Below are 15,978 nucleotides of genomic sequence, written 5' to 3' on the forward strand. Positions count from 1 at the left end.
CGCCCTTCTGACCGATCTCCTGGTAAAACTCCTTGCCGTGGGTCTCGGATGTCTTCTCGCCGCCCATGCGGCCGGCCTCGGCCGTGGTCATCTCTCCGCTCTTGGTACGCTTCTTCTCAGCCATGTTGTTGCCTCCTTCACCCTTGTATTCGGGCAGACCCAGCCTTCTCTAGCACACGATATTTGACCATTTACCATCACCATGGCGAGGAAAATTGGAAACGGCGCCGATAGTGCTGCTTTCCATCACATGTCGACCTGCACCAATCGGACCGTGTTCGACGGCGATCTCACATCCCTACGGTGGTTCAAGGATGCGTGTGGGGGTAAGGAATGCTGCATGGGGCGGAGGAGCTTCTCATGTCGCCCCTTTCTAGGCAAGGCAGGTGTGATATGCGGAGGTGATCTCCGGGGTCGATGGGGTGCAAGGCGGCCCTAGGCAACAACGCCAGTATGCCGATCAAAGCATGGAGAGAGGAGTGGGGTGACGAGTATTGTCATCAACGATGGGTGCCGCACCATTCCATGGCGAACGGCCATTGTATTGACAAAGGGGCGCTGTTGTTCTAGGGCGCGTCCCCTTTAACAGAAAAAGCTCCGGCCCAGGGCATATCGAGAAAAATGGCGCCCTTACGCCACCTCGACAGAGCGGGATGCACTGACCCTGAACCGGCGTTACTACTAGAGAATGAAGCTATAAACGACTTTGCCTGACCCTGCAATGGAAAAGCTCAGGGGCAGAATGCGCAGAGTGAATTTGACCACCACGCATATCGGCATAGCAGATACCTCCCGGCCCGAAGGTTATATATGGGCTGTTCAAAGGACCATCCATGGCAGTCGTGGACCTGATCGATCTGGTCGATCAGAGGCTGGCCCAATTCGAAGCGGACGAGGAAGAAATTCGAACCGAGGAGACCTACTTGGCCGGCGAGACGGGCATATGGTGCCTGCTCTCGATATTTGACGATGGAACCGACGAGCTCATCGGCTTTGAGTTCATCGAGACCGCGGAGAGCTGGAAGCGACCTGATGCCATTCTGGAGTACAATGAGACGGTCACCGAAGGTTTCAACGTCCTGGTGATCGTCCCTGACGATTCGTTCGTAGAGATGAACGAGCTACTAGCTAGGGCGGGGGACTCGACCATCATGGTCTCTGACTACAGCGCCATGGAGCTTGTTCCCCGGGTTTTGGCCGGATAATGACATGGCCATTATTCATAACGAACCATTCTTTAAATATATTGAGCGGTCAAACAATATCACCGGCTAAGGGTGCCTGCACCTACATCATTTCCTCTAGGCTTCTGTTTGCCCGGACGCCGCTGGAATAATAGGCACCCTGGCCGTTCTCACGTCTGTATAGATGCAGATGGCTTGATAAAGAAGAGCAATTAGCAAAGTGCGCCTCTATCTCTGAATCAACCATCTTCGAGTTGTTGGGCTCGCCTATAAATTCATGCTTGGTTGCGACTTCAATGTAGTTCGATGCGACCTGATGATCGTGACTGAGCCACCTGATCGGTCCTAGCTGGAGTCCCGGCAAGATGTGATCCTAGACGCATTCATGACATATCCCGGCCACTGGCATGATGCATGATGGGGTCCAGGAAAAAATCCTGAATTCGCATAGCTTCCTGAAGCCCATCCGTTCGTAGATCGGCAGGCCAAGCTCGCTCGCCTCGAGGACGGCGATGTCCATGCCCGCTTCTCTCGCGAATAGAAGAGATTCACGGGTCATCGCAGTCCCTATTCCCTGTCCCCGGGCACCTCTGATTGTGCCGACCATGTACATGCTGGCCACATTTTCATGGAGAACTAGAAGGGATGTCGATACGGGCCTTCCGTCGAGAGTACCGAGGAACCAGTGGCGAGAGGGACCGAAACCGTAGTTCATGATGATAGTGTCCCAGCCGGCCCTAGCGCGCTCCGGAAGTTCGAACACATCGATGGTCGTGTCGATGAATTCCTTCATGGATCCGGAATCCTCGACACGTCTGATCTCCAGTCCTCTTGGCAGCGGCTCACGGCCCACGGATCCCAGGTCTGCGGCCATACCCGCCTCAGTAGGTCCTTGAGCCATCCCAAGGCGTAGCAGGAATTCATCCAGTTCTTGAGGAGTACTCGATGGACCCAGGACCCAGCTCATGGGCATTCGAGCGTTCTGGAAATGAGCCATGGCATCCCTGACCCTTTGTGCGGCATCTTCGCAGCCGAACCTCGGGTTCAGAACCCCGTTGAAGGGGGCGATAGGTAGGCCAGTCGAGTAGATGATGATGTCGGGATCCCTGCGCAGGAAGGAGCAATTGGCATCAGCACAAAAAGACACCATATCATCGTAGTAGGTCGTCTCAATGGCCTGTACTAGTTCCCCGTCCGTGTATCTGCCCATCATCGCACCTCGCCCTGGGTTCGGAAGAGAAAAGGGTCCATCCGTCCCATTTCTCGAACATCCAGATGTTGGTTCGTTCACCCGATCCCATAGCTCGTTGGCATCATCGGCCTTATGAATGCTTGCATTGTATTGTATAAATGAAGATAAAATAGAGGAGCGAAGGTGAGCCGGACTCCGATCATCGGATCTTTCCTTACCGATCCCGAGGTGAAGGGGAGCGGACCGGATCATCTGGTGAAGAAAAACACCCCGCTTTCCGCAATGGACTTTTCCGGTCGGAGGTTTTTCACGTGCAATGGAAGGGCGATCCTTCAAACACTAGCTAAGCCGGAGTTTGACATTTTCTCAATATCTTTGATACCGTCGGATTTATGTAGGAAATCATCCTACGCCCGGATAGTACGGAGATTGTACTATCTCCGGAGATGAACATCCGAGGTAGCTCAGATGGAATATGATGGAAAGAACGATAGTTTGGGGGATCTCGCCGGCGTCATCCTCAGGACCGTGCCGCTCCTCTTCAGGAGGGTGATCAGGAAGGATGAGCTGCTGGATGGAAGCCCCGCAGCGTACCCGAAGATCGGCGTGCTCGTAGTCCTCAAGAACGAAGGACCTCTGCCCCTCTCCGTGATCGCCGAGAGACTATCGTGTTCTCGCCAGAACCTCACGACCCTCACGGACCGCCTGGAGGCCGAAGGCCTGGTGAAGCGCTCACCCGGTATCAAGGACCGGAGGGTCGTGAACCTGGATCTAACCGAGGCCGGAAGACAGTGTATCAAGAACACGGGAGAGCGGATGAGGCAGAGACTGATCAAGGAGCTTGAGAACATGGAGGACTCGGACATCGAAGACCTGCGAAGCTCCTTCGAGATCATCGAGAGGACCTTCCTTAAGGTCGCCGCCCACAGCGGACCGGACGACCATTGCTCTCTTGGATCGAGGTGATAATATGACTGATGATTCGATGAAACCGGGGTACGAGTGGACCGTGCTCTCGGTAACCACGATAGGTATCCTTATGTCGGTGATGCAGAGCTCCGCTTTGCTCATCGCCCTGCCCGATATGATGAGCGCGCTGCACATGGGCATGTTCACGGTGATGTGGGTGCTGCTCGTCTACATGCTGATCACCACCGCCATGGTCCCCTTATTCGGCCGCTTGGCTGATATGTTCGGGAGGAAGAACCTGTACGTATTGGGCTTCGGGGTGTTCACCCTTGGTTCGTTGCTCTGCGTTTTCGCCAGCCCGGCGAACCAGGGAATGGACCTCATCGTATACCGTATCGTACAGGCGCTGGGTGGGGCCCTGGTGACGGCGAACGGTACACCGATGGTCGCTGATGCGTTCAAGGCCAACCGCCTCGGCCTGGGCCTGGGGATCAACGGGATCGCGGCTGGCGCGGGCATGGTGATGGGGCCGGTGGTCGGTGGGATCCTCGCGCCCTATGGCTGGGAGTGGATCTTCCTGTACAACGTCCCCTTCGGGATTCTGGGGACCGTCTGGGCCTATGTGAGGCTGAAGGAACCGGCCAATGTTCCGAAGACTCCGGGCTTTGACTGGTGGGGCTGTGCGACCTTCATCGTCGGGATGTCCTCCCTTCTCCTGGCCGTTTCTCTGTACTCGTTCCCCATGGGCCTGAGCATGGACACCATCTACGCTCTGTTCGTCATCGGTGCCGTTGGGATCGCGGCATTCATATGGGTCGAGCTCAGGGCAAAAACGCCGATGCTGGACCTCCACCTCTTCAAGAACCCTGACTTCGCCATAGGTTGCACTACCAGCATGCTCAATGGACTGACCAGGGGGGCGATGCTCTTCCTGCTGATCTTCTTCCTGCAAGGCCCCTATGGGCAGGATCCGCTTACCGCGGGGTTGAGCCTCATCCCCATGGGTCTAGCCATGATCGTGATCGCTCCTCTCTCCGGCCGCGCGGCAGACCGGCAGGGGACCCGCCCCCTCATCGTCGGCGGGCTCGGTCTGATGGCCGTCAGCATGCTGGGCCTGGTCTTCATTGACCACAACACACCATTCTGGTGGCTGATGGTCCTCACCTTGGTCTCGGGCATCGCGGGCAGCGTGTTCATGTCCCCGAACAGCAAATCGGTGATGAACGCTGCTCCTCCCGAGAGGAGAGGCATCGCCTCGGGCACGAGGATGATGCTCATGAACGTGGGGTCCATGGTCAGCATGGCCGTCGCCATTCCCATGGTCATGACCGGCCTGTCGAACGAGGACATGACCGCCCTGTTCCTGTACGGAGGAGGCATCAGTTCCGAAGCTCTGGTAACGTTCGAGAACGGTCTGCATCAGGCATTCCTGCTCTTCCTCATCATCTCGCTGATAACCTTCGGCATCTCCCTGCTTAAGTTCAAGCCGGCGAAAGTGGTCGTCGAGGACGGGAACGGAAGAGAACGGGCGAGGAGCAATTAGGAGGGGTGAAAGATGATTCCATACCATAGGATAATCATAGCCACCGACGGGACCGACAAGACCACGCCAGCGGTCCAGTACGGCCTGGGCGTGGCCAAGGCCATGGGCGCGGAGGTCACCGCCATGTGCGTGATTGATGAGAGCCCGTACGAGAACGTGGCGAACGTTACCGTATCAGAGGTCGAATCTATTAGATATCGTAGCAGTGCGGGGGCGGTGGAGGCCGTCATGGCCCAGGGTCGAGCCCATGGCATAAAGATGAGGGCGCTGATGACCAGCGGCACTCCGTCAGCCGAGATCGTCCGAGCGTCATCCGACCATGATCTTATCGTCATGGGAACGGAGGGGCGCATGGGCGTATCGCACCTTCTGCTAGGCAGCGTGGCCGAGAAGGTGGTCCGATACGCCCCGACCCCGATCCTGGTCGTTCACAGCGGAATGCGTATCGGGGGCGACCTGCCCATGGTGCGGAAGCTACTGATACCGACCGACGGGAGCGAGAACACCAGGCCGGCTATCGCTCAGGGACTGGCATTGGCCAAGCTCCTGGGTGCCGAGGTCACGGCATTGAGCGTCGCCGATCCCGGAGCGGAGAACCACTCCAGGCTCCAGGAGGGGAGCCAGCGGCTAACGGAGAATGATTGCCATGAGGCGGTAGACTACATCAAGGACTTGGGCCGGGACCTAGGCGCAATCATCGTCCATGAGGCGGTCGTCACCGGTATCCCTTCCGAAGAGATAGTGAAAGCATCGTCCGAGCACGATCTCGTCGTCATGGGTACCGTAGGACGAACGGGGCTCGCACACATCCGCCTGGGGAGCGTGGCCGAGAGGACCGTTCGTCAGGCCAGATGTCCCGTGCTCGTGGTAAGAGCAATGGCACCCTGATGGCACTCTGATCGATGCTCCCCTTCCATCTCGTGCCATCGGGAGGGACATTCGCCGTTCCAATATGAACGGCCTCCGATATTCATGGACGTCGCACGACACACTGAGGACTTGCGCATCCAAGGGGGGCCATGGGCCTATTGCTTGCTGAATAGCATGTGCATGAGGTCCTCGGGCTTGACCATGTGGCTGTGGTTGTCGGCACCCGCGGTGATCTCCACCCACTTGATCTCCCCGTTGAACACCGTGCGCTGCAGATCCACACCTAGGACCGAGGTGCCAGTCTCGCAGCCGATATCCAGGCCTTCGGTGGCTGAGAATATCATCGGCTGAGTGGCCTCGACCCTTCCTCCGCCGGCCTTGTCCCCATCGTAGTAGATAGTGACCGTCCCTCCCTTGGCCAATCCCCCGCCGTCGTAAGCGAACTCAGCCCTCACCTGGTGCTCACCGGAAGAGAGCGCCCGGTCAGCTCTCACCGTGAACAGCTTGACCCCGAACAAGTTGTAGACGAACACCGCGGTGCCGGCCTCCATGAGGAGGGCCCACCCGCCGATCTTGCCACCCTGAGCAATGATCGTGCCCTCCGCCTGGCCCTCGGGAACGACGATCTGAGATGTGACCTGGAAGGATCGGTTCTTCATCGTAAGGACCGTCGCTTCGGTGATGCGCTTCATTCCTGGGAAGAACACCTGCCGATCTCCCTTAACGAAAGCCGGCCGACCAGCCATCTCCGGAATGATCCTTTCCACCACACGGTCATCAAGGGGAATGACGTTGTACTTGGTGGCCTCGATCAGGAACTGACGCTGCAGCTTGTGCAGGATCTCCGGCCTCTCCTTGGACAGATCATGGGCCTGGGTAAAGTCCGTTCGGCCATCGTAAAGTTCCCACACGTCATCGTTAAAAGGTACCTGCTTCGCACCCGCCTCCAGCTTCCAAGGCGTGCGGTGCTTGGTGCAGGCGCTCCATCCCTTGTAATAAATCCCACGGTTGCCGAACATCTCGAAGTACTGCACGTCGTGGCGTTCCGGCTCCTCCGGTAAGTTGAACGAGTACATCATGCTCACCCCCTCGTATGGACTCTGGGTCACTCCGTGGACCATGATCGGCTCCGGTATCCCCGCCGCCTCCAGGATCGTAGGCGCGACATCGATGATGTGGCAGAACTGGGAGCGCAGGCCGCCCCTCTCCCGAATGTATTCTGGCCAGTGGACGATCGTTCCGTTCCTCGTGCCTCCCCAGTGTGAGGCCACCTGCTTCGTCCACTGGTACGGCGAGTCCATGGCCCAGGCCCAACCAACAGCGTAGTGGTTGTAAGCCTCGGTTCCGCCCCATTTCTCCAGGTTGGAGATCAGAAACTCCGGGGTCTCGATGATCTCCCCCATTCCGTTAAGGGGGATGAACTCGTTGAACGTCCCTCTCAACGTCCCTTCAGCCGACGCGCCGTTGTCACCGATGATGACGAAGATCAGGGTGTCGTCAAGAATGCCCAGTTGCTCGATCGCATCGATCAATCTGCCGACATGATGGTCGGTATGGGACAGGAAGGCGGCGTAGGTCTCCATCTGTCGCTCCAGCACCGGCCTCAGCTCGGCCGGCATCTCGTCCCAGGCGGGGATCTCCGGCGGCCTCTTGGTCAGCTCGGCCTCCGGCGGAATGACTCCCAGCCGCTTCTGTTCCTCGAAAGTCAGTTCGCGCTGCCGGTCCCAGCCGTGAGCGAACTTGCCCTTGTACCGTTCGATCCACTCCTTCGGCACGTGGTGAGGAGCGTGGGTCGCGCCAGGAGCGAAGTACACGAAGAAGGGCTTTTCCGGAGCGAGGGACTTTTGAGAGCGCATCCAGTTAATGGCATGGTCGGCCAGATCTTCCGTGAGATGGTAACCCTCTTCGGGAGTCTTGGGCGGCTCGACCGGAGTGGTGCCCTCATAGAGGGATGGGTACCACTGGTTGTCCTCTCCTCCGATGAAGCCGTAATAATATTCGAACCCGGAGCCGGTTGGCCACATGTCAAATGGGCCGACCTGGCTGTTTTGGAATACCGGCACCTCATGACACTTGCCGAACTGCGCGGTGTTATAGCCGTTCAACTTGAGAGTCTCGGGAAGTGTGGCCTTGTTGTTCGGACGAAGAGAGGTCATACCAGGGGCCGAGGTCGCGATCTCGGTGACGCTCCCCATGTTGACCGAGTGGTGGTTCCTGCCGGTCAACAGGGCTGCCCGGGTGGGGGCGCAGAGGGCAGTAGTGTGGAAACGGTCGTAACGCAGGCCCCCCTGGGCCAACTTCTCGAAGTTCGGCGTTTCACACGGCCCCCCGAACACGCTGGAAGAGCCGAAGCCGGCATCATCGAGCAGAACGATGAGAATATTGGGCGCGCCCTCGGGCGGCGTCAACGGCTCGATGGGCGGAAACCGGTTGTCTGGGTCCCTTGCATCGATGGTGGTCAAGTTGAACTTAACCTGATCGGGGATCGGCAGTATCACACGGGATTGTTGGTTTGGTCCATTGGGCAATTTTCACACCCCTCGCTTGCTTTCTCATTGATTAGAACAAGACGTGTCAGGTCCAGGAATATAAGAATTGCACTCCACACCGGAGACCATCGGCGTGAGCGGAGGATCCGCTCGCTCAACGAAGACATTAAGTGAGTGGTGGTTCGGTCAGGAGCGGCTGGCGGGATGTCCGAAGGGTCGGGCCCCGCCGCCCTTGCTCGCGAAGGCCATGACCGTGCTCGCGGGCCGACCGGCTGAGACTTCCCGAGCCATGTATCTCATCCCTGGATCGATGTGTCGGTAGAACTTTAAGAGACCGGAACAGAGGTAGCTCAGGCCTGGTTGCCCGTCCGGGGCAACCAAGAATCGGTTCTTCGGGCAATCCCCATGACAGACGAAGAGCGCCTCACATTTCCGACATTGTCCAGTGAGCCGGTCCCATTTGTCCCGACCGAACCTGACCTGACTCTCTTGGTTGGCCAGGTCGGAGAGTTCAACGTCCTCAATGCTTCCCAGCAGATACTCTGGGTAGACGAAATGATCGCAGGTGTATACCTTGCCGTCGTGCTCCAGGGCCAGGGCCCTGCCGCAGTGTCTAGCCATCGTACAGAGCGTCGGCGGCAGTCCCATCCATGCTGCCAAAGCCATCTCGAAGGTGAGGATAAAGACTCGGCCGACGTCAGTACTGATCCAGCGGTCGAAGATGGAACAGAGGAAATCACCGAAATCGTCTGGATCGACGGACCACCCGGTAACGAAGGACGAATGAGCCTTTGGCCGAGCCTCCGGGCTGCCCAAAACGGGAAGGGGGCCGCTCCAGGCCAGAGGCGGTTCGGTGCGATAGGTCTGGGGCTCAACGCATGGTATGAATTGCATGTTCCTCGATCCTACGATATTGCGGAGAAAATTGTAGACCTGCAGCGGGCGCTTCGAGTTAAGATCGTGAACGACGGTCAGGGTGTTGAACTCCACGCCGTGCTTACGCAGGAGCTTGGAGGCCAAGAGCGTCTGGTCGAAGGTGGATATTCCCTCCCTCCCCAGACGATAGGCGTCGTTCAGTTCTCGTGGCCCGTCTATGCTCAGGCCAACGAGGAAATTGTTCCGGCGCAGGAAGGCACACCACCTCTCATCGACCACTGTGCCATTGGTCTGGATACTGTTGGTGACCCGCTTGCCCGGCGGACAGTGCTTCCTCTGGACCTCCACCACCTTCTCGAAGAAATCGAGGCCCATCAGGGTCGGCTCACCGCCCTGCCAGGAGAACTCGATCACCTCCCCCTCTTGAGATCTCAGGTACTGCTCTACGAACCGTTCCAGAGTGTGGTCGGACATCCTCCACTCCACGTCCTGGGCTGACCGGTCCCAGTTGTGCAGGTAATAGCAATAATCGCACCGCAGGTTGCAGACCGGGCCGATCGGCTTGGCCATCACATGGAACCGGTTCACTGCCCCCAACATCGGTTCGCCCGGGGTTTACTCGGACCCCTCACTAGATAACTCTTGTTAGCCTGTTTCGCCTTCAGCGGGCCGTCCCGAGATATGATGATCGCACGATCGTCCTGACCCATTGTGGCCATCGTATCTCGGCGTTGATCAAAAAATTGAGCGTGGGAGGGGACAAGCCCGCTCCCAGCCTCCCCACCGCCTGTCTCGGTGCCGGGAAAGGTATCCGGACCGGAACAACAAGGGGTCGAAACCCAGGTCCGTCACACCTTCGACACGTGGATGGGACGACTCAGTGTGTCATCGAGTCGATCGCGACTGCCGCGGCCAGTATGATTATGTCATCCTGACCCGGCTGGACATCTATGGTGTAGGTATCCCTCACCCGCACCCATTTCTTGCTGACCTCGGCGATGACCCGCCCATTCTGTTCGAAGTTATACTCATGGTCCACTATGTTACCCTTGATCTCGGCCTCCCCGCTGGGCATGCTGAGGGTGAACCGCTCACGCAGAGGTGTGATCATCGCCTTCTTTATCGTCGCATACGCCTGCCCGTTCCTCTCGATAGCCATGGTGTCCTTGATCGCCGCCTTGCGCTCCTGGACCGTGGCCAGCTCCCGGCCTTGCATGTCCTCGAACCTCAGGGTTTGTCGTACCCGCAGCGCCTTGCCATCCACCCGGAAGACTCTCTGCCCCATCCCGTTCTGGATGAAGAAGTCGTCCCCTATCGAGAACATCTGCTCCCGCATCATGTAGCGTTGCGGTCCACCCGCGGCCATCGCTCCCGGCATAGGCTGACCCGGCTGCTGAGTGGGGGCCATCTTTTCCTCCCTAGCCTCCTGCCTGATCTCTCGTCTCCTTAGCATTTTCTCACTCCTGTGGAATACGTAAAAGATAAGCTCAACCCGTCGATACTTAATGGTTGGCCAACAGGCGACCTCTCTCCCATTGTCCCTCAAAAAGGAGGATAGTCCACAGGGACGGAATATCGGTGAGGGTGTTCGGGCGATCATTCAATTGTTTAGCGTCCACTTTTTCAACAGCAATCTTAGGAAATATGCTAGCGCCGTGAGGAACGGCGCAGTAGGCAGTATACGATAAGTGGTGTCATCACCAGGGCGAGAACAAGCATGTCGTACCTGTCCACGACCTCTATCGTCGATTCCCAAGACGGTCCGGCCATCAGACCCAGGGTCGCTAGGACCAAGCAGAAGGGCAGAGAGCCGAGAAAAGATAGAGCGGCGAACCTCTCCACGCTCATTTTGATTATGCCTGCGGGAAAGGGGATGAGATCCCTGGCCACCGGCAACAGCTGGCTGATGAATACTGCCCATCCGCCGTACCGGGCGAACCATCTGCCGGCAGAGGCCATCTTCGCCTCTCCCAGACCCAGATATCGACCGTAGCGGTCCAGGAAGGGACGCCCGCCCCACCGTCCGAGCGCGTACATGAGTAGCGAGCCGCACATGCTGCCCAGAGCACCGACCACGGTCACCAGGGCGATATCGAACCGCCCCTCATAGCTGAGATAACCGGCAAAGCCCAGGACGACTGCACTGGGGACCGGCAGGATGGTAGCGTCCAACGCCATCAGCAGAGCCAACCCCGGGTAGCCGATGGAGGCGATGAGGTCCTTGATGAAGTATGCACTAGGCTCGACGAAGGTCATGGAGCCTTGTCCTTCGGCCGCCTACCCCTCCGCCCGAACGATCCTGTAGACGCGTCCAGAGCGGCCCTCAGGACCTTCGCTATCCGAGCACAGAACATAGATCTCGTGGTCATTGTCCTGTCCAAAGGACAGAAGGTACTCTCCCAGCTTCCCTCCCTTGCGGTCCACCGATAGCTCGTCCATCACCCACTTGCCAGCTCCGTCCTCGGAAGGTGAGGCGATGTAGATTCGACCGTCCGGTTTACCGCTCGTGCCGCTGAAGTCGCCAAATACGTACCTGCCCCTGAGGAACGGTATCTTGTCGCCCCTGTAGACGTATCCGCCGATGACCACCGAACCGATGCCCCCCGTGCGGTTGGCGAGGTTGGGGTAATCGACGATGGGGTCGATGAGCCTCACCGGGACCGGCTCGGTGACCACGATGTCAGCCTTGTTATCCTGGGGGTCGAAGTAGTGCCTCCCCTCCTTAATATTCCACCCGTAGTTGCCGCCCTTCTCAATTATGTCTACCTCTTCCCACCTGACCTGCCCGGCATCACCGGCGAACAGCTGGTGTTCGCCCTCGGCGTCGAAGGCGATGTGGTAAGGATTCCGCAGACCATAGGCGTAGATCTCCGGCAGGCCTCCGCCGTCGACGAAGGGGTTGTCGCTAGGTATGCCGTACTCCTTCCCCTCGCTTCTGCCATCAACATCGATGCGCAGGATCTTGCCCAGCATGGTCATGGTATCCTGACCGTTCCCAATCTGAGGGTTGTGCCCCTCCCCTCGATCATTCGCTCCTCCGCCATCGCCTAACGGCACATACAGGTACCCGTCCGGCCCGAAGGCGATGTGCCCGCCGTTGTGGTTCATCTGCGGTTTGTCGATGGTCAAGAGCGAGCGCTCGGAACCTGGGTCGACCCCCCTAGGGTTCCCTGGCGAGGCCCTATACTCCACCAGATGATTGGTACAGTTCCAGCCAGGAGGGCCGCCGTCTCTCAGTGGAGCGCTATAGAATACGAAGAACCGCCCGTTGGTCCTATATTCAGGATGGAACGTTAATCCCAGCAGGCCCCGTTCATCGTAGCCGGGGTCGAGGTCCACGATTCGGTCAGATATGTCCAGGAAAGGTTCTGGCATCTCCCCTTCGCCGTAGTCCAGGACAAATATCTTTCCGATCTGATCGACGATGTAAAGCTCGTTCCGTCCTGGAGCGCACGTCAGGAACACCGGGTTTGCGAAGCCTTCGGCGACAAATTCCAGACCTATCCTTGCCCGGACCATTGCCGGCTTCCAGGCACTCACCGATTTCCGAATCATTCTCGTCTGCTGACCCAATTCCGTCACCGCTTGCGACGTGGACGGGGGTTGGATAAAAACGTTGCACGCCAAGGGCTCCCTGGCCGGGGCAAACGTAGATAAATGCTGACCTGGGATGTTCAACCGGGTGCCGATATGTCCAAGACGGAAGAGTACCGCTCGAGGTGCAATTGCCCTCCCTGTCCCACCCACGCGCAATGCGCGAAGGAGGCGGGGGAACTGGCGTTCTGTGTCAGCAAGAAGAGTTCATGCATAAAAGAGATGAGAGTGTGCTTCTGCCCCGATTGTCCGGTACATAAGGAGCTGGGGCTCAAGTTCATGTACTACTGCATACGCGGCAACGAGGAAGATCAGAAGCGCAAGGGCCCCGAGAGATAGGGCGCCCCCTGACATCACGGGTGATGACCATCGACCCTCTCGACAGCTGGTGGGTCTTTCCGGGGTTCAAGCTCGAACTCCTGGCTACCGGCCTGCACAAACCGACCAATGTCGCTACGGTCCCGAACCCCGGCCGCAACGACGACGATCCTATCCTGTACGTGAGCATGCTCTATGGCCAGATAAAAGTGATCACTAGAGGCTGCCACGTCCTTACGTACGCCGACGATCTACTGAACTACCCGCCTGACTTCATCCTCCCCGGTCCGGGGGAGTCTGGGGTCACTGGCATCCAGGTCGAGCCGGGATCAGGCGATGTGTTCGCCTCCATGCTCTACCAGGATGGTGATGGGTTCAAGGGCAAGGTTATGAGGATGAGGGGGAAGCTACAGGCCGAGCGCATCGATACGGTGCTCAACGACATACCCTCGATACGAGGCGCTCACCAGATCCAAGCGATCACCTTCGGCTTTGATCACAAGATGTATGTCACCACCGGCGACGGGCTTACTACCCCGGAGACGGCACAGAGAGATGATGATCTCAGGGGCAAGGTATTGCGCTACGACCTCGATGGCGGCATCCCTTCCGACAATCCACACAAGGAGAGCCCAGTGTATGCCAAGGGGTTCAGGAATCCCTTCGGAGCGACCTGGCGCAGGAGCGATCACGCGCTGTACATAACCGACAATGGGCATCGCACCGACGATCGGATCGCCAAGGTGGTGCCCGGTGGGAACTACGGTTGGTCCCCCAACATGCGTAAGAACTCGCTGTTCTGGTGGCACTTTACCCAAGCCCCCACCGCTCTCGACTTCATGCAGGACGGTCAGTTCCCGGAAGAGTTCCACGATGAACTCTTCGTGGCTCTCGCCGGACCGGCGCGGTACAGATCGCCATCGCGGAAAGGCAAGAGCATAGTCAAGATGCGCCTGAACGACGGGGCCACCGGCGTCAGGTCTTACGACGACTTCTTGGTGTACATCGGCCGTGGGTTGGGGATGCCCGTCGGGCTTTCTTTTGGTCCGGGAGGCCTGTACTTCACAGATCTCCATGGAGAGGGAGACACCTACGGACAGAGGCCTGGAGGCAACGTATTCAGGGTCGTGCCCATCGATGGCTGGAGGTGGTTCTGATGGCCGCTGAGAGCAAAGAATGTCCTATGCGCGTCAAGGGAGCCAGACTGCCCGACCTGGAGGGGAATGCGAAAAAGTGCGCCTGCCCCAGCTGTCCCACCTTCAACGAGTGCATGATCGGGAACGGGGAAAGGCTCTACTGCGCCAGGGGCTCCACCCACTGTCCCCTCAACCGCTTGGGCTGTGTGTGCGGGGAGTGTGATGTGGCCATCGAGTATGGGCTTTCGTCCAACTACTACTGCGACGGCGGGCCGGCGAAGTTCTGATACTTCATTCACCTCCTTGCTGGTGCCTTCCCCCTGGTAGCGCGGACGGGGTCCCGAGCCCAGATGAGCAGGAGGCTGGACGCCGATATTAGCCCGCCCGCGGCTAAGAAAGGGGCCACTCCGATGGTGCTGGAGCCCGGGGCCAGGAGCGCGGTGAGAAGGATGGGGCCGATGATGGAACCAAGATCCCCCATCGTCCGGAACAGTCCCATGGACGCCCCTAGGTCTTTCGGGGGCGAGACATCGGTCACCCAAGCGCCTATCGCTCCCGAAAGGCCCAGGGTCACGCCCATGGCGATCATGATGGCGGTGAACGCTAGCGTTCCTCCACTGAACGGCAGAGCAACGGCTAGGAGGCCTGATAGGAACAGACTGAAGAACAAAAACGGTCGGCGGCCGTACCGATCGCTCAGTGAGCCTGCTGGTAGGAGGGTGACGAAGTTGCCAAGCGAGAACAAGGTCAGGATGCCCCCGAAGGCAGCGGGGTTCAGTCCAAGGTTCCTCGCCGCGTAGATGGGGAGTATCGTGGCAATGAGCCCGATACGCAGTACGGAAATGGACAGAAGGCCTAGGTTGATGGAGCCGAGCGTATAGCTATGGAGGGACCGGGTCAGTTGATGCATGTCTAGATGCTCCTCCCGTCGGCGCTCGATGAGCCCCCTGTCGATTAGGCAGTAGATGATTAACATAGAAACCGCCACCAGCAGAGCATAGGCATAGAAAGGGGTGCCCAGCCCATAGCTCTGCCCGATGAGGCCTCCCAAGATGGGTCCGCTGGTCGACCCCAGGAACTGCAGACTGATGAATATGCTTAGATGCTGCCCCCTCTTAGAGGCGGGGCGGAGACGACTCACTCCAATGTACGAGGTAGTAAAGTACATCGCCGTCCCGACCCCCTGCAAGATAAGGCCGAACAACAGCATCCAGTAGTTCAGGGCGCTTGCCGAAATAATGGCGGAGAGGATGACCAGACCGAGACCGACCAGCATGAGCTGCTTCACGCCGACGCGGTCGGCAACGACCCCCGCCGGGATGTCGAGGAGAACCTTGGAGGCACCGACGCTGGCCACTAGTGATCCTACCATCGTCAGGGTGATGTTGAAGGTGAGCGCGTACAATGGGAGGATGGGCGTTATCATGCTGAATCCGAAGTTCACTAAGAAGCCTATTACCGAGAAGGTCAGGGTGGCGCTTAAGGACTGATCCATCCGCCACTATCTGCAAACAGATGCTATTTGTCACTGATTGAGCCCGAGGCTCGGGCCTAGCGGCCAGAGCATCGTGGCTCTCTCAAAGTTTTAGTTGGCGATAAATGATGTAGCCATGGTCGGACCTGATCGTCCACCCGTGATAAGGTGGATGCTCCTAGCAGCCATTCCATCTTGGAAATGATGAGGACGGGAGGTGGCAAACACCCCCTATCTTTGACCAGAAGGGTCATCGCAGGCGGCGTTCGTTAACCGGCCACGGGCGCCGCAGTTGAAACGGCAAGGTGAAGAGATATGCGCCCGTGACCGGCTGATCGGCACGAGGCCTCCTGGCAAACGGTGGGCCGTGGGCTAATGCTCTTATCTCGGATC

The 15,978-nt window shown here is 58.4% G+C and carries 14 protein-coding genes; 7 read left to right on the forward strand and 7 right to left on the reverse strand.

The window, feature by feature from the left end; genetic code table 11:
• Window positions 1-833 precede the first annotated feature (833 nt).
• Window positions 834-1,205 carry a hypothetical protein gene (locus SA339_05555; GenBank protein ID MDW5562674.1) on the forward strand — a complete coding sequence of 124 codons (372 nt, stop codon included), beginning with the start codon at window positions 834-836 and terminating at the stop codon, window positions 1,203-1,205.
• A gap of 352 nt (window positions 1,206-1,557) precedes the next feature.
• Here SA339_05555 and SA339_05560 read toward each other — a convergent pair whose 3' ends face one another.
• The gene (locus tag SA339_05560) at window positions 1,558-2,394 is read right to left on the reverse strand and encodes a GNAT family N-acetyltransferase (GenBank protein ID MDW5562675.1); all 837 of its coding nucleotides are present in this window, start codon (window positions 2,392-2,394) and stop codon (window positions 1,558-1,560) included.
• 450 nt (window positions 2,395-2,844) lie between these two features.
• Here SA339_05560 and SA339_05565 point away from each other — a divergent pair, with 450 nt between their 5' ends.
• Genes SA339_05565 through SA339_05575 form a run of 3 tightly spaced genes read left to right on the forward strand, consistent with a single transcriptional unit; the run spans window position 2,845 to window position 5,716 of the window.
• Window positions 2,845-3,342, forward strand: coding sequence for a MarR family transcriptional regulator (locus tag SA339_05565; protein MDW5562676.1), 498 nt, complete (start codon window positions 2,845-2,847; stop codon window positions 3,340-3,342).
• Window positions 3,343-3,346: 4 nt separating this feature from the next.
• Window positions 3,347-4,828 carry an MFS transporter gene (locus SA339_05570; GenBank protein MDW5562677.1) on the forward strand — a complete coding sequence of 494 codons (1,482 nt, stop codon included), beginning with the start codon at window positions 3,347-3,349 and terminating at the stop codon, window positions 4,826-4,828.
• Between the two features lie 12 nt (window positions 4,829-4,840).
• A complete protein-coding gene (locus SA339_05575) occupies window positions 4,841-5,716 on the forward strand; it encodes a universal stress protein (GenBank protein MDW5562678.1) in 876 nt (291 codons plus the stop codon).
• Window positions 5,717-5,853: 137 nt separating this feature from the next.
• Here SA339_05575 and SA339_05580 read toward each other — a convergent pair whose 3' ends face one another.
• The 5 genes from SA339_05580 to SA339_05600 all read right to left on the reverse strand — a co-directional run bounded on the left by SA339_05580 (window position 5,854) and on the right by SA339_05600 (window position 12,582).
• Complete coding sequence (locus SA339_05580; GenBank protein MDW5562679.1) at window positions 5,854-8,226, reverse strand: arylsulfatase; 2,373 nt, start codon at window positions 8,224-8,226, stop codon at window positions 5,854-5,856.
• A gap of 147 nt (window positions 8,227-8,373) precedes the next feature.
• On the reverse strand, window positions 8,374-9,663 hold the full coding sequence (locus SA339_05585) for an anaerobic sulfatase maturase (GenBank protein ID MDW5562680.1): 1,290 nt from the start codon (window positions 9,661-9,663) through the stop codon (window positions 8,374-8,376).
• A gap of 277 nt (window positions 9,664-9,940) precedes the next feature.
• Window positions 9,941-10,516, reverse strand: a complete 576-nt coding sequence (locus SA339_05590; protein ID MDW5562681.1) for an LURP-one-related family protein — start codon at window positions 10,514-10,516, stop codon at window positions 9,941-9,943.
• A gap of 194 nt (window positions 10,517-10,710) precedes the next feature.
• Window positions 10,711-11,319 (reverse strand): DedA family protein, encoded by a 609-nt coding sequence (locus SA339_05595; protein ID MDW5562682.1) that lies wholly within the window; start codon window positions 11,317-11,319, stop codon window positions 10,711-10,713.
• A 21-nt stretch (window positions 11,320-11,340) separates the two neighbouring features.
• Window positions 11,341-12,582, reverse strand: a complete 1,242-nt coding sequence (locus SA339_05600; protein MDW5562683.1) for a PQQ-dependent sugar dehydrogenase — start codon at window positions 12,580-12,582, stop codon at window positions 11,341-11,343.
• 171 nt (window positions 12,583-12,753) lie between these two features.
• On the opposite strand from SA339_05600, the gene SA339_05605 reads away from it, so the two are divergent.
• From SA339_05605 to SA339_05615, 3 genes are read left to right on the forward strand one after another with little or no spacing between them, the layout of a single operon-like run.
• Window positions 12,754-12,996 carry a DUF2769 domain-containing protein gene (locus tag SA339_05605; protein MDW5562684.1) on the forward strand — a complete coding sequence of 81 codons (243 nt, stop codon included), beginning with the start codon at window positions 12,754-12,756 and terminating at the stop codon, window positions 12,994-12,996.
• Between the two features lie 23 nt (window positions 12,997-13,019).
• Window positions 13,020-14,132: a PQQ-dependent sugar dehydrogenase gene (locus SA339_05610; GenBank protein MDW5562685.1), complete on the forward strand. Its 1,113-nt coding sequence runs from the start codon at window positions 13,020-13,022 to the stop codon at window positions 14,130-14,132.
• Window positions 14,132-14,398 carry a DUF2769 domain-containing protein gene (locus tag SA339_05615; GenBank protein ID MDW5562686.1) on the forward strand — a complete coding sequence of 89 codons (267 nt, stop codon included), beginning with the start codon at window positions 14,132-14,134 and terminating at the stop codon, window positions 14,396-14,398. Before SA339_05610 ends, SA339_05615 begins: the two co-directional genes overlap by 1 nt.
• Window positions 14,399-14,406: 8 nt before the next feature.
• Here SA339_05615 and SA339_05620 read toward each other — a convergent pair whose 3' ends face one another.
• Window positions 14,407-15,606 carry an MFS transporter gene (locus tag SA339_05620; protein ID MDW5562687.1) on the reverse strand — a complete coding sequence of 400 codons (1,200 nt, stop codon included), beginning with the start codon at window positions 15,604-15,606 and terminating at the stop codon, window positions 14,407-14,409.
• Window positions 15,607-15,978: the final 372 nt, after the last annotated feature.

Source organism: Methanomassiliicoccus sp., from assembly GCA_033485155.1.
GTDB lineage: Archaea > Thermoplasmatota > Thermoplasmata > Methanomassiliicoccales > Methanomassiliicoccaceae > UBA6.

Coding starts and splice junctions, on each gene's coding strand:
- SA339_05585 (MDW5562680.1), bottom strand. CDS start 9,663: ATGTTGGGGGCAGTGAACCGGTTCCATGTGATGGCCAAGCCGATCGGC.
- SA339_05605 (MDW5562684.1), top strand. CDS start 12,754: ATGTCCAAGACGGAAGAGTACCGCTCGAGGTGCAATTGCCCTCCCTGT.
- SA339_05595 (MDW5562682.1), bottom strand. CDS start 11,319: ATGACCTTCGTCGAGCCTAGTGCATACTTCATCAAGGACCTCATCGCC.
- SA339_05575 (MDW5562678.1), top strand. CDS start 4,841: ATGATTCCATACCATAGGATAATCATAGCCACCGACGGGACCGACAAG.
- SA339_05610 (MDW5562685.1), top strand. CDS start 13,020: ATGACCATCGACCCTCTCGACAGCTGGTGGGTCTTTCCGGGGTTCAAG.
- SA339_05600 (MDW5562683.1), bottom strand. CDS start 12,582: ATGGTCCGGGCAAGGATAGGTCTGGAATTTGTCGCCGAAGGCTTCGCA.
- SA339_05555 (MDW5562674.1), top strand. CDS start 834: ATGGCAGTCGTGGACCTGATCGATCTGGTCGATCAGAGGCTGGCCCAA.
- SA339_05565 (MDW5562676.1), top strand. CDS start 2,845: ATGGAATATGATGGAAAGAACGATAGTTTGGGGGATCTCGCCGGCGTC.
- SA339_05570 (MDW5562677.1), top strand. CDS start 3,347: ATGACTGATGATTCGATGAAACCGGGGTACGAGTGGACCGTGCTCTCG.
- SA339_05590 (MDW5562681.1), bottom strand. CDS start 10,516: ATGCTAAGGAGACGAGAGATCAGGCAGGAGGCTAGGGAGGAAAAGATG.
- SA339_05560 (MDW5562675.1), bottom strand. CDS start 2,394: ATGGGCAGATACACGGACGGGGAACTAGTACAGGCCATTGAGACGACC.
- SA339_05615 (MDW5562686.1), top strand. CDS start 14,132: ATGGCCGCTGAGAGCAAAGAATGTCCTATGCGCGTCAAGGGAGCCAGA.
- SA339_05620 (MDW5562687.1), bottom strand. CDS start 15,606: ATGGATCAGTCCTTAAGCGCCACCCTGACCTTCTCGGTAATAGGCTTC.